The organism is Pantoea sp. C8B4 (genome assembly GCF_051336905.1).
Classification (GTDB): Bacteria; Pseudomonadota; Gammaproteobacteria; order Enterobacterales; family Enterobacteriaceae; genus Pantoea; species Pantoea rwandensis_B.
In genome coordinates, this window is the sequence record NZ_JBGMNK010000001.1 from 552,606 (window position 1) to 565,946 (window position 13,341).

The window sequence follows — 13,341 nt, forward strand, 5'->3', positions numbered from 1 at the left end:
TGGTCGAACCACGATTTTGCGCTATTCTGCGGTGTTTACCGCAGATAATGCAAATGTTTTCGTGATTATCAGACCATGTACATGCCGCCATTGACGTGGAGCGTCTCACCCGTGATGTAAGAGGCTTCGTCAGAGGCTAAGAATGCAACAGCATTGGCAATCTCCTGCGGGTCGCCTAAACGACCTGCCGGCACTTCTGCCAAAATGCCCGAGCGCTGATCTTCGTTCAGTGCACGCGTCATGTCCGTCTCAATAAAGCCCGGAGCCACGACGTTTACGGTAATGCCACGTGACGCGACTTCTCGCGCCAGTGATTTGCTAAAGCCAATCAAACCAGCTTTTGCTGCCGCATAGTTTGTTTGACCCGCGTTACCCATGGTTCCAACTACAGAACCGATGGTAATGATACGGCCCACGCGTTTTTTCATCATGGCACGCATAACCGCCTTAGAAAGACGGAAGACAGATGTCAGGTTGGTATCGAGGATATCCGCCCACTCATCGTCCTTCATGCGCATCAACAGATTGTCACGCGTAATGCCTGCATTATTGACTAAAATGTCCACTTCGCCAAATTCAGCGCGAACTTTCTCGAGCACGCTCTCAATAGAGGCCGCATCGGTCACGTTCAACAGCAGACCTTTGCCGTTATCGCCGAGGTAAGCACTGATTGCTTCCGCACCGCTTTCGCTGGTGGCGGTTCCCACCACTTTCGCACCGCGCGCAACCAGCGTTTCCGCGATTGCACGACCAATGCCGCGGCTTGCGCCAGTCACCAGCGCTACTTTACCTTCAAAGCTCATGTTTTTCCTCTTATTCCTGTGTAAGCGCAGCAGACAGTGAAGCAGAATCGTTCACGGCTGCAGCGGTCAGGCTATCCACAATACGTTTGGTCAGACCGGTCAGGACTTTACCTGGACCGATCTCCAGCAACTGGCCAACGCCTTGGGTGGCAATAAATTCAACAGCTTCGGTCCAGCGCACCGGGCTATACAACTGGCGAACCAGTGCACTGCGAATCGCAGCGGCATCGGTTTCACACTTGACGTCTACGTTATTGACGACAGGCACAGTCGGTGCATTGAAAGTGATGCTTTCCAGTGCCACAGCCAGTTTATCTGCTGCAGGCTTCATCAACGCGCAATGCGAAGGAACGCTCACCGGTAATGGCAACGCACGCTTGGCACCGGCCGCTTTACAGGCAGCACCTGCACGCTCAACCGCTTCTTTGTTACCCGCGATGACCACCTGGCCTGGCGAGTTGAAGTTCACCGGTGAAACCACCTGACCTTGCGCGCTTTCTTCGCACGCTTTGCGGATAGACTCATCATCGAGCCCGATGATTGCCTGCATGGCGCCGGTCCCTTCAGGAACCGCTTCCTGCATCAGTTTGCCGCGTAATTCGACTAACTTGATCGCGTCCGCAAAGTTCAGTACGCCAGCACACACCAGCGCAGAGTATTCACCCAGGCTATGGCCGGCCATCAGTGTAGGCTGCGGGCCATTTTTGCTCTGCCAGACGCGATAAATCGCGACGGAAGCCGCCAGCAACGCAGGTTGCGTCTGCCAGGTCTTATTCAGTTCTTCAGCTGGACCTTGTTGTACCAACTGCCATAAGTCATATCCCAGTGCGTCAGAAGCTTCACGGAAAGTGGCTTCAACCTGCGGGTTTTCCACAGCCAAATCGGCCAACATGCCGACGGTCTGTGAACCCTGTCCTGGGAAAACAAAAGCAAATTGTGTCATCTGTCGTTCCTGTCAATCAAAAGCGAACCAGCGCAGAACCCCAGGTGAAACCGCCACCAAAGGCTTCCAGCAAAATCAGTTGGCCAGGCTTGATACGGCCATCTCGCACCGCTTCATCCAGTGCACTTGGCACCGAAGCCGCTGAAGTGTTGCCATGACGATCCAGCGTCACCACCACTTTTTCCATGCCCATGCCGAGCTTTCTGGCTGTTGCGCTGATAATGCGCAGGTTGGCCTGATGTGGCACCAGCCAATCGAGCATTTCGCGATCAAGGTTATTGGCTTGCAGCGTCTCGTCCACGATATGGGCAAGCTCGGTCACAGCAACTTTAAAGACTTCATTCCCGGCCATCGTGAGATAGGCTGGTTCATCCTGATGTTCACGGTCCTGATACGGCAGCGTCAACAGCTTGCCATAACGACCATCAGCATGCAGATGCGTTGACAGGATGCCCGGCTCTTCACTTTGACCCAGTACCACAGCGCCAGCGCCGTCACCAAACAGGATGATGGTGCCACGATCGTTAGGATCGAGGGTGCGGGCTAAGACGTCCGCACCGATCACCAGCGCGTGTTTGACCACACCGTTTTTGATGTATTGATCGGCAACACTAAGTGCATAAGTGAAACCTGCACAGGCAGCAGCCAGATCGAAAGAAGCGCAGTCATTAATTTCCAGCATCTGCTGGATCATGCACGCTGAACTTGGGAAGGCATGGCTGGAAGAGGTGGTCGCCACAATAATCAGGCCGACATCGCTGGCCGCAACGCCCGCCATCTCTAGCGCGCGCTGTGCAGCCGCAAAGCCCATAGTGGCAACCGTTTCATCTGGCGCAGCAATGCGGCGCTCACGGATACCGGTACGCGTGACAATCCACTCGTCCGAAGTCTCCACCATTTTTTCCAGATCCGCATTGGAGCGAACCTGCTCAGGCAAATAGCTGCCCGTACCGATAATTTTGGTAAACATCTACGCTTTGTCACTCCTGGCTAATACAGCGTCAAGGCGCGCCGCAATCCTCTCTGGGACTTGCCTGCGCACCGCCTGCTCTGCCTGCTCTATCGCCACGGCAAACGCACGTTGATTCGCCGCACCGTGGCTTTTGATCACTGTTCCGCGCAATCCTAACAGACAAGCGCCATTGTACTGGTCGGGGTTGAGATGGCCGAAACGTTTAGCCAGACGCTTTTGCAGCCAGCGCCCTACCCATTTCAGCCACCACGCCCGTTTTTTCCCATCCTCTGACGACTTGAGCAGAGAAAGAAACATTCTTACCACGCCTTCCATGGTTTTAAGCGTGACGTTTCCCACGAAGCCATCACAGACCAGCACATCCGTCTTGCCGGTGAGGAGATCATTCCCCTCAAGATAACCAATATAGTTGATTTGCGGCGTCTCCCGCAGAACCGCAGATGCTGTGCGAATCGTTTCCAGCCCCTTGGTCTCTTCCTGCCCAATGTTGAGCAGCGCGACACGCGGTCTGTCGATTTCCAGCACTTCCTCAGCCATGACAGCGCCCATGATGGCAAACTGCACCAACATATCGCTATCCGATTCCACATTTGCGCCGAGATCCAGCACCACCGTTTTACCCTGCTGCTGATGCGGCAGAACGGTCATCAACGCCGGACGCTCAATGCCATCCAGCGGCTTCAACAACATTTTTGCCAGCCCCATTAACGCGCCGGTGTTGCCTGCACTGATACAGGCTTGCGCGTTACCCTCTTTCACCAGTTCGAGTGCCACACGCATCGAGCTGCCGCGGCTGTTCCGAATGGCTTGTGAAGGCTTGGCATCACTTGCAATAACCGATTCGGCAGGGATAACCTGCACACGCCCCAGTAACGAGGAATCCGCTTTGGCAAGAAATGACGAGATGATGTCGGGATCACCGACCAGAAGAAGAACCAGATTCGTATGAGAGGCCAGTGCCTGCAAGGATGCAGGCACTGTCACGCAGGGACCGAAATCCCCGCCCATGGCATCAACTGCCAGGGTCAAACGTGTCAAGGTATCGCCTTGCGTAACCGCAAAGAATTACTTGGTGATAACCTTGCGACCGCGGTAGTAACCATCCGCAGTGATATGGTGACGCAGATGAGTTTCACCAGAAACTTTATCTACTGACAGAGCTGCGGTGGTCAGCGCATCGTGCGAACGACGCATACCACGCTTAGAACGGGTTGGTTTATTCTGTTGTACGGCCATGGACCTTACTCCTATTACTTACGCTTTAAACTGGCTAATACGGCAAAGGGATTTGGTTTTTCTGCCTCTTCAGGCAACTTGCCAAATACCATGTCCGCGTCGGACACTTCACAGTGTTCAGAATCATGCACCGGAACTACAGGCAGCGCGAGGATGAGTTCATCTTCGATAACTGCCAGCAAGTCGATTTCGCCGAAATCATTGATATCAACTGGCTCGTAAGCTTCCGGCAGTGCCTCGGCCTGCTCATCAGAAGAGACAGGACTGAAGCAATAGCTTACGTGAACAGCATGCGGGAATGACTGGTTGCAGCGTTGACACGACAATGTCACCTGCACATCAGCTGTTCCTTGCAGAACCGCTAAGCGCTGGTTGTCAATCGCAAACGACATGGTGCATTCCACATCACTGTCCACACTCACGACCGTTTCGGCCAGGCGCGCCACCAATTCAGGTGCATACACACCTTGGTAATCAAGGCGCTTTTGCGCGGCGCGGGCCAGATCGATCGTCAGGGGTAATTTTACCTTTTGCATAGGGCGCGCATATTAACTTTGTAACGTCATAGAGTCAAAGAAAAAGGCCGGTTTACAGCATCTTTCACCCGTTAGTCGCATCCAGTGCGGCGCATAGTTTAAAATGCCTGTCATCTTTACGCTATCTATTCTGAAAAAAAATCATGACACCGTTAATTCTGGCCTCCACTTCCCCATTCCGTCAGGCCTTGTTGAGTAAGCTGGGCCTGCCTTTTATTGCCGTTGCGCCCGATTGCGACGAGACGCCGCAACCGGGCGAAACCGCACCGCAGTTAGTGCAACGCTTAGCACTGGCTAAAGCCCAGGCGCTAGCCGCTCAGCATCCACAAAGCTGGATTATTGGTTCCGATCAGGTCTGCGTGCTTGATGGCAACATCACCGGAAAACCGCATACGGTAGAGAATGCCTGCCGACAACTGGCTGCGGCCAGCGGCAAAGTGATTACGTTTTATACCGGGCTCGCCCTGATTCAGCCACAAACGGCACAACAGCAGGTGGTTTGTGAACCGTTCAACGTACATTTTCGTCATTTAAGCCAGGAAGAAATTCGTCATTATGTGGAAAAAGAACAGCCGTTGAATTGTGCGGGCAGCTTTAAAAGTGAAGGTATGGGAATTTGCTTGTTTGAGCGGTTGGAGGGGCGCGATCCCAATACGCTGATTGGATTACCGCTGATAGCGTTAAATAAGATGCTGATTAAAGTGGGCATCAACGCGCTGGGTTGATGCCCGGAAAATCAGGCTTTTTTCTGACGCAGCTGCGCCAGGCAGTGTTTCAGTGCATTATCCAGCGGCGCTTCCATTCGCAGGACTTCCCCGGTATTCGGATGGGTAAAGGTCAGCGCTGCAGCATGCAGGAACAACCGCACCAGGCCCGTTGATGCAAGCTGACGATCAAAGTCCCGATCGCCATAGCGATCGTCAAAGGCGATAGGATGGCCACCATGCAGCGTGTGCACACGGATCTGGTGCGTGCGCCCGGTCACCGGACTGGCTTTCACCAGGGTGGCGAATCCAAAACGCTCTTCCACTTTGAAACGGGTTTCGGATGGCTTGCCTTCCGCACTGACGCGCACCACGCGCTCACCGCTTTGCAAAATATTTTTCAGCAACGGTGCCTGCACGACTTTCAAATGCGAAGGCCAGTCACCACGCACCAGCGCCAGATAATCTTTCTGCATGCCTTTTTCACGTAACTGCTCGTGCAGCGAACGCAGCGCAGAACGTTTTTTTGCCACCAGCAAAATACCGGAAGTGTCGCGGTCAAGACGATGTACCAGTTCGAGGAAACGGGCTTCAGGACGCAGCGCGCGCAGGCCTTCAATCACACCAAAGCTAAGACCGCTACCACCATGTACGGCGGTACCCGATGGCTTGTTCAGCACCAGCAGATGATCGTCCTCATACAGAATGGCGTTCGCCAGCGCGGCAACCTTATCGAGTTTCGGTGATACTGCTTGCTCTTCACGCTCGGCCACGCGCACCGGCGGAATACGGACTTCATCCCCTGCCTGCAGTTTGTATTCGGGTTTCACGCGCCCTTTATTTACGCGCACCTCGCCTTTACGCAAGATGCGATAAATCATACTTTTCGGCACGCCCTTGAGCTGAGTGCGCAAAAAGTTATCGATACGTTGTTCGGCATTTTCAGCCGTAATGGCGACATAAAGTACGCCGGGATTCTCTGTTTTCATGGCGGCGATTCTAAATAGTGTCCCTGGATAGCGCCACCCCTTTTTCTGTGCTTAACTCTCTCTTTGTCGCGCCGGAAAAAGGTCATAATGATGACTTTTTCACCGATGCGATGTTAAGCCCTGCAAATGAACAGGTTAAGGATGCACAAACTTCACAGCTCGGCAAAAGTCGCCTTGCTATATGTGAGTGAGCAATGGAATAATGCAGGGGTTTCTGCCCTGGAAAAATTCAGGCAGGAAAAAAGAGCGAAATAAGTCATTTTGCCGGATTGAACGGACACGCAGCAATGGCGTAAGACGTAATGTTAAATCAGGCACTTAGCGGGCTGCGGGTTGCAGCCTGGACGACAGACTGGGATGTGTGGATTTCTGAATTTTCTATAGCTATTCCACCTTCAGGCGCTGTTTTTCCTTATGAAAAACAGGCCACCGACAAGATTTGCGCCCCTTTAGCCGACGACAGCCGTGAGGTTGACGTCAGTGCATTAAGACACGGGGCCATCGGTTGATTCTCGTCCAGGGTAACGATGCCCGCAGCTACATCACTCATGTGAGAATAACGAGTAAGTCACGATGAAAAGAATGTTAATTAACGCATCTCAGCAGGAAGAGTTGCGCGTTGCCCTTGTTGACGGCCAACGTCTGTACGATCTGGATATCGAAAGCCCCGGACACGAGCAGAAAAAAGCCAATATCTACAAGGGTAAAATCACCCGTGTTGAACCCAGCCTTGAAGCGGCATTTGTCGATTACGGCGCTGAACGACACGGTTTCCTCCCTCTGAAAGAAATTTCCCGCGAATACTTCCCTGCTAATTACAACGCACACGGCCGTCCAAACATCAAAGAGGTGTTGCGTGAAGGTCAGGAAGTTATCGTGCAAATCGATAAAGAGGAGCGTGGAAATAAAGGTGCGGCCTTAACCACCTTCATTTCTCTGGCCGGTAGCTATTTAGTCCTGATGCCGAACAACCCGCGTGCCGGGGGTATTTCCCGCCGTATCGAAGGTGACGATCGTACCGAGCTGAAAGAAGCGCTGTCCGCACTGGAATTGCCAGACGGTATGGGCTTGATCGTGCGTACCGCAGGCGTTGGCAAATCTGCCGAATCGCTGCAGTGGGACCTGAGTTTCCGACTGAAGCACTGGGAAGCGATCAAAAAAGCTGCGGATAGCCGCCCTGCCCCGTTCCTGATCCACCAGGAAAGCAACGTCATCGTGCGTGCCTTCCGCGACTATCTGCGCCAGGATATTGGTGAGATTCTCATTGATAACCCGAAAGTGCTGGAGCTGGCGCGTCAGCATATTGCTGCGCTCGGTCGCCCGGACTTCAGCAGCAAAATTAAACTGTACACCGGTGAAATCCCGCTGTTCAGCCATTACCAAATTGAGTCGCAGATTGAATCTGCATTCCAGCGTGAAGTGCGCTTGCCTTCCGGTGGCTCGATTGTTATCGACAGCACCGAAGCGCTGACCGCCATCGATATCAACTCCGCCCGTGCAACACGCGGTGGCGACATCGAAGAGACGGCCTTCAATACTAACCTCGAAGCGGCTGATGAAATCGCTCGTCAGTTGCGCCTGCGCGACCTCGGCGGCCTGATCGTCATCGACTTCATCGACATGACACCGGTTCGACACCAGCGCGCGGTTGAAAACCGTCTGCGTGAAGCGGTTCGTCAGGATCGTGCACGCATTCAAATCAGTCACATTTCACGTTTCGGTCTGCTGGAAATGTCGCGTCAGCGTCTTAGCCCATCATTGGGTGAGTCCAGCCATCACGTCTGCCCACGTTGTAGCGGCACCGGCACCATACGTGATAACGAATCGCTCTCGCTGTCTATCTTGCGTCTGATTGAAGAAGAAGCGCTGAAAGACAACACCAAAGAAGTGCATGCGATTGTACCTGTGCCCGTCGCCTCTTACCTGCTGAACGAAAAACGTGATGCAGTCAGTGCGATCGAGAAACGCCAGGGTGGCGTGCGTGCCATCATCGTGCCAAACGATCAGATGGAAACGCCACATTACTCTGTGCTGCGCGTGCGCAAAGGCGAAGAAACGCAGACACTGTCTTACCACCTGCCGAAACTGCATGAAGCCGAGATGGCGCTGCCTTCGGAAGAAGAGCATGCCGAACGTCGTCGCCCTGAGCAGCCAGCCCTGGCCGCATTTGTGATGCCTGATGCGCCGCCTGCGCCGGTTGAAGTGGAGAAAGAGAACCGTTCTGCGGTTAAAGCGGATGCAAAACCAGCAGCAGCTGCCGCGGCGCCTGCCGTTGCCAGCACTGGCTTTGTCGCTCGCCTGTTGGGCGGTTTGAAAAAACTGTTTGCTGGCGATGCACCTGCTGCTGCACCTGTTGAAGCTAAACCGGAAGAGAAAGCCGCTGAAAGTGAGAACAATCAGCAGCGTGGTGACCGCCGTAACAACCGTCGTAGCAATAATCGTCGCGATCGCACTCCGCGCAACGGTGAAAATGCTCAGGGTCGCGAAGGCCGTGAACCGCGTGAAGCTCGTGAGCCACGCGAATCGCGTGAACCACGTGAAGCCCGCGAGCCGCGTGACAATCAGGACAATCGCCGTAACAAGCGTCAGAACGAGCCTCGTGGTGAACGTCCAGCGCTGACCGATGAGCAGCTGCAGCAGCGTGATGAACAGCAGCAACAGCGTCGTGAGCAGCGTGCTGAACGCCAGCGTCGTCGTCAGGATGAGAAACGTAATCAGCAACAGGATCAGAAAGTCGCTGAAGCCGTTGCTCAGACCGATATCGCTGATGAAAACGTTGCGCAGGAAGAAGAACGTGTGCAGGTCATGCCACGTCGTAAACAGCGTCAACTGACCCAGCGCGTGCGCGTGGGTGATACCGGCGAAGTGGCGGCAGCCATCCCGGCACCCGCAGCCACTGAAGCGGTTGTAGAAAATGCACAGCGCGCTGCATTCAATGAGCAACCTGAAGTCGCTCAGGATGAACTGGATGATAACGAGAACCGTGATAGCGCCAACATGCCGCGTCGCTCACGTCGTTCACCACGTCATCTGCGCGTGAGCGGCCAACGTCGTCGTCGCTATCGTGATGAGCGTTACCCAACGCAATCTGCTATGCCGCTGGAATCGGCTGCGTCTTCTCCAGAGATGGCATCCGGCAAAGTCTGGATTACCTACCCGGTTGCCCAGGCCCACGATCAGTTCTCCTCTCAGGAAGCGCTGAACGAAATGCCAGATTACAGCTATCAACATACCGGTGAAGCGGACGCACTGCCGGTTGCGGCAGCAGCAGAACAGGTTGCTCAGCCAGCAGCGCAAGAGGCTGTTCATCAGTCTGAGCCACAGGCACAGACTGAAGTGCCTGTGGTGAACACCGATGACCTGACCCCAATCGCTGCGCCTGTCAACGAAGAGCCTGCCGTGATTTCTGCCGCTGTTGAGCAGATTGCACAACAAACCGCTGCTGAAGCCGTACCGGCCGATGAAGTGACAACGGCACCGGCTGAAACTGCCATCACTAATGAAGTCGAAGATGTGCAGGCTGACGTCGCACCGGCTGCGGATGTTGTTGCTGCATCGTCTGAAGTGGCACCGGCTGCTGAAGTGGCGCCTGCATCGACTGAAACGGTTTCTGCTACTGAAGTGACACCGGCTGAAGCGGTTCCTGCTGCGGAGACTGCCGCACCACAGGCAAGCGAAGCAATAGTAGAAGCAGCGCAAGCGCCTGCTGAAGTTGAGCCTGCTGTTGTAGCGGCTGAGCAAGTGCCTTCTGAAGTTGAGCCAGCTGTTGCAGCGCAAGTGGAAGAAGTACTGGCTACACCAGTAGCTGCTGAAGCGCCTGCTGCACCGGTGACTGAACCGCATGCGCCTGTTGCTGCACGTGATACCGCAGTGAGCAACGCTGAAACCCGCTGGAAGCATCACGCCACGGCGCCGATGACCAAAGCACCGGCTCCGGCATGGGAGCCAGAAGTCGTTCGTCACAGCGATTGGGTTCGCCCACCGTTTGACTTCGAAGGCCGTGGTTCTGCGGGCGGCCATAGCGCCACGCATCAGGCGACGGCACCGGCAACACGCCCGGAAAGCGTTTAAGTCTTAGTCGCTAATCAGCGTTAACAAAACCCCGACTGGTTCGGGGTTTTTTATTGCCTGTTGATCCTGCTCTTTCGCAGCATTAGGTGGTGATCTGGCAGAGTACACAAACAGACTGCAGCTCTGCAGGAGGCAGGTGCGAAGAGGTAGTGAACTGGCAGATGACACAAACAGACCGCTGCTCCGCATGAGGCAGGCGCGAAGAGGTAGTGAACTGGCAGATGACACAAACAGACCACTGTTCCGCAGGAGGCAGGTGCGAAGAGGTAGCGATCTGGCAGAGTATGCAAACAGACCGCTGCTCCGCAGGAGGCAGGTGCAATAAACTTTGCGACGAAATGACAGGCAAAAAAAATCCCACGGACCCAAAAGGCAGTGGGAGAAACTAAGCGCGCCCGGTTTAAGCACGCTCAAATTTTCAAGTCAGATCTTATGAATTCAGCTGGAACAGTGACATCTTCGACATATCAGTGAAGGTCTTGTAAGACGCTTGCAGTGCTGTCTGTTGCATGGTGTAACTGGAAATGGCGGAGGTGTAATCGACATCCACCAAATCACTCATTTGCGAGGTCATAATAGTATCGCGATCGTCACCCTGCGCATTCAGCGTGTCGAGTTCTGACAACTGGGTACCAACTGCAGAACGCACGGTCAAAACGTTGTTCAGTGAATTACTGAGGCCACGGTTGGTTTTATCCATCGCATCCTGGAACGTTTGTTTGGTCGCATCATCCGCATTGTCTTGTGGCACTTTAAGGGCCGCAATGGCGCTGTCGAGCATATTAAAGACATTGGTCTCGCTCGCCGTTCCATCTGGCTCAGCTTTCGCATTGCTGGTAATCGACATGAACACAGAAGATCCCGTGCTGCTTACATCCATTGTGCGGCCATCATCGACTTTCTGCGTGATAGCCTGATCGCCGCCCACATAGCTCACGCCAGTGCCGGCAGTATCGGTGAATGGCGCCGTATCGGTTTTGTATCCGGCAAAGATATAGCGACCATTACCATCCTGGCTGTTGGCCTGATTGAGCAATTGGGCGCGAATACCTTCCAGCTGGGTGGCGATAGAGGCACGGTCATCATCGCTAAGTGTGCCGGTAGAGCCATATACAATCAGGGTTTGTGCATCCTGAATGCTACTGGTCGCGCCTTTAAGCGCATTCTCTTCCATCGACAAGCTTTGATCCGCGAAACTACGCGCTGTCGCATATTGGGTACTTTTCGCCTGAGACTGCGACAGCACCACGGCACGAGAGGCCGCAATCGGATCATCCGATGGGTTGTTAACACGACGACCGCTGGAAAGCTGTTCGCCCACTTTTAACCAGGAAGATTGCGAGTCAGTAATCCCGCGCACCTGCTGGTCAAAAATCATATTGGTACTAAGACGCATGGTTTTTATCCTCTATGCTTAGCCGCGGATGTCCATCAGCGCATTGAAAATCGTGCTGGCGGTTTGCAATACCTGCGCATTCGCCATATAAAACTGCTGATATTTGGTCAGGTTGGCGTACTCTTCATCAAGGTTCACCCCTGAGACCGACTGCTGACGGTCGGTAAGCTGATCGACCACGTTTTTCTGCGTGGTACTGGCCGTTTCCAGTGTGCTGGTTTTGTTACCCACCGTGCTGACGATGCTGGCATACGCTTGCGCAATCGTTGCGTTGCCGTTAACCAACTTCGCATCCTGCAAATCCAGCATTTTTTGGGCGTTGGTGTTGTCACTTTCGCCACTGGTCGCACTGGATGCAGCCGCGATTTGCGATTCATTCGTGATAGCCACAGACATACTGCTAATCACGTTCTGGACCGGTTTTACCAGGAAACTATCTTTATTATCAGGCGTACCGGTAACGGTTAATTTCAGGCCATCAAAGCTCAGGGTGCCGTCTGTCGCATCAGGCGTAACGCTAAATTTTACGTTGTCAGACAAGCGAGTCACAGACCAGGTACTGCTGGCGCTGTCATAGCTCATGGAGTAGTTTGAGGCTTTAAGCGCACTGGTATCAGACCATTCTGCGGTCACCGTTGCAGTGGACGTATTCTTGCTGTTACTCACTACGTTCGGTGAGCCGATGTTGAAGAATTTCGTGCCCAGATCGCCGTTACTGTCATAACCTGCAGTTTGCACGGCGTTAAAGCTGGTGGTGAAGGCTGCCGCTAACTGGCCAAGCTGATTCTGTGCGGTATCTAAATCCTGCGTGCGGAACGCCAGCAAACCACCCAGTGAACCGGTCGTCAGGGTTTTTTCAGGAATTTCGACATTACCCGCTTGCTTGTCGACATAACCGACAGTGATACGCGAGTTATCGGCGCTGGAAGGCATCGCGACCAAATTAGTCGAGTTTTTGCCGTTAACCAGAGTGACACTCCCCATCGAGACGATATAGCTACCATCTTGCTGAGAGACGTTTACCCCAACGATGTTATTGAGGTTGTTCACCAACTGATCGCGTTGATCCAGCAGATCATTCGGTGCAGCACCGTTGCCGGTGGTGAGTTTTGCGATCTGGGTGTTGAGGTCGGCAATCTGGCTGGTGTAGGTGTTAATCTGGTCAACGTTGGACGCAATGTCCGTATTCACGCTGGTTTGCATATTATTCAAGTACTGCGCCGTGGTCTGGAACTGATTGACCAACCCCTGGGCATAGCTCAGCATTGATTGACGTGCAGACGGATCGTTTGCATTACTTACCACGTTTTGCACATTGGTAAAGAAGCTTTGAATCGACGTTGAAAGGCTGGTAGTCGATGTCGACAGCAGGTCATCAATGTTTGAAATCTGACTGTATTGGGTATTCACCGCGCTGTAATTGGCACTGGATCCGCGCAACTGAGCAGTAACAAACTCATCATATTCACGCTGCACGCCATTCAGCGTCACGCCATTGCCATAGTAGCTGTTGCCCTGCAGGGTGCTATTGGCCTGCGACAGAATGGTGGTCTGACGTGAGTAACCCGCTACCGTGTAGTTGCTGATGTTGTTACTGGTGGTGCTTAAGGCGGCCTGTGCGGCGCTCAGCCCACTCATCGCTGAGTTAATTATGCTGGACATCTCGGTTCCTTTATTTCCCGTTAACCGG

12 protein-coding genes are annotated in these 13,341 nt (G+C 53.7%); 3 read left to right on the plus strand and 9 right to left on the minus strand.

What is annotated here, in order from left to right:
- Positions 1-68: 68 nt before the first annotated feature.
- Genes fabG through yceD form a run of 6 tightly spaced genes read right to left on the minus strand, consistent with a single transcriptional unit; the run spans position 69 to position 4,491 of the window.
- Positions 69-803 carry a 3-oxoacyl-ACP reductase FabG gene (gene fabG / locus ACCW76_RS02545; protein ID WP_034830697.1) on the minus strand — a complete coding sequence of 245 codons (735 nt, stop codon included), beginning with the start codon at positions 801-803 and terminating at the stop codon, positions 69-71.
- A gap of 10 nt (positions 804-813) precedes the next feature.
- A complete protein-coding gene (gene fabD, locus ACCW76_RS02550; RefSeq protein ID WP_045813865.1) occupies positions 814-1,746 on the minus strand; it encodes an ACP S-malonyltransferase in 933 nt (310 codons plus the stop codon).
- 16 nt (positions 1,747-1,762) lie between these two features.
- A complete protein-coding gene (locus ACCW76_RS02555) occupies positions 1,763-2,716 on the minus strand; it encodes a beta-ketoacyl-ACP synthase III (RefSeq protein ID WP_034830694.1) in 954 nt (317 codons plus the stop codon).
- Entirely contained in the window at positions 2,717-3,757 is a 1,041-nt protein-coding gene (plsX, locus tag ACCW76_RS02560; RefSeq protein ID WP_045813864.1) for a phosphate acyltransferase PlsX, read from the minus strand. It abuts the gene before it with no gap.
- Between the two features lie 27 nt (positions 3,758-3,784).
- A complete protein-coding gene (gene rpmF / locus ACCW76_RS02565; protein ID WP_007885783.1) occupies positions 3,785-3,955 on the minus strand; it encodes a 50S ribosomal protein L32 in 171 nt (56 codons plus the stop codon).
- A 14-nt stretch (positions 3,956-3,969) separates the two neighbouring features.
- Positions 3,970-4,491: a 23S rRNA accumulation protein YceD gene (gene yceD / locus ACCW76_RS02570; RefSeq protein ID WP_034830691.1), complete on the minus strand. Its 522-nt coding sequence runs from the start codon at positions 4,489-4,491 to the stop codon at positions 3,970-3,972.
- A 143-nt stretch (positions 4,492-4,634) separates the two neighbouring features.
- Here yceD and ACCW76_RS02575 point away from each other — a divergent pair, with 143 nt between their 5' ends.
- Positions 4,635-5,216 carry a Maf family protein gene (locus ACCW76_RS02575; RefSeq protein ID WP_436337641.1) on the plus strand — a complete coding sequence of 194 codons (582 nt, stop codon included), beginning with the start codon at positions 4,635-4,637 and terminating at the stop codon, positions 5,214-5,216.
- A gap of 11 nt (positions 5,217-5,227) precedes the next feature.
- Here the strand turns inward: ACCW76_RS02575 and rluC are convergent, their stop codons facing one another.
- Positions 5,228-6,184: a 23S rRNA pseudouridine(955/2504/2580) synthase RluC gene (gene rluC / locus ACCW76_RS02580; RefSeq protein WP_436337642.1), complete on the minus strand. Its 957-nt coding sequence runs from the start codon at positions 6,182-6,184 to the stop codon at positions 5,228-5,230.
- A gap of 302 nt (positions 6,185-6,486) precedes the next feature.
- On the opposite strand from rluC, the gene ACCW76_RS02585 reads away from it, so the two are divergent.
- Positions 6,487-6,693 (plus strand): hypothetical protein, encoded by a 207-nt coding sequence (locus ACCW76_RS02585; protein WP_141399045.1) that lies wholly within the window; start codon positions 6,487-6,489, stop codon positions 6,691-6,693.
- A 64-nt stretch (positions 6,694-6,757) separates the two neighbouring features.
- Complete coding sequence (gene rne / locus ACCW76_RS02590; protein WP_436337643.1) at positions 6,758-10,255, plus strand: ribonuclease E; 3,498 nt, start codon at positions 6,758-6,760, stop codon at positions 10,253-10,255.
- A gap of 430 nt (positions 10,256-10,685) precedes the next feature.
- On the opposite strand, the gene flgL is transcribed toward rne, so the two are convergent.
- The gene (gene flgL, locus ACCW76_RS02595; RefSeq protein WP_034830684.1) at positions 10,686-11,651 is read right to left on the minus strand and encodes a flagellar hook-associated protein FlgL; all 966 of its coding nucleotides are present in this window, start codon (positions 11,649-11,651) and stop codon (positions 10,686-10,688) included.
- A gap of 18 nt (positions 11,652-11,669) precedes the next feature.
- On the minus strand, positions 11,670-13,313 hold the full coding sequence (flgK, locus tag ACCW76_RS02600) for a flagellar hook-associated protein FlgK (protein WP_436337644.1): 1,644 nt from the start codon (positions 13,311-13,313) through the stop codon (positions 11,670-11,672).
- Positions 13,314-13,341 lie beyond the last annotated feature (28 nt).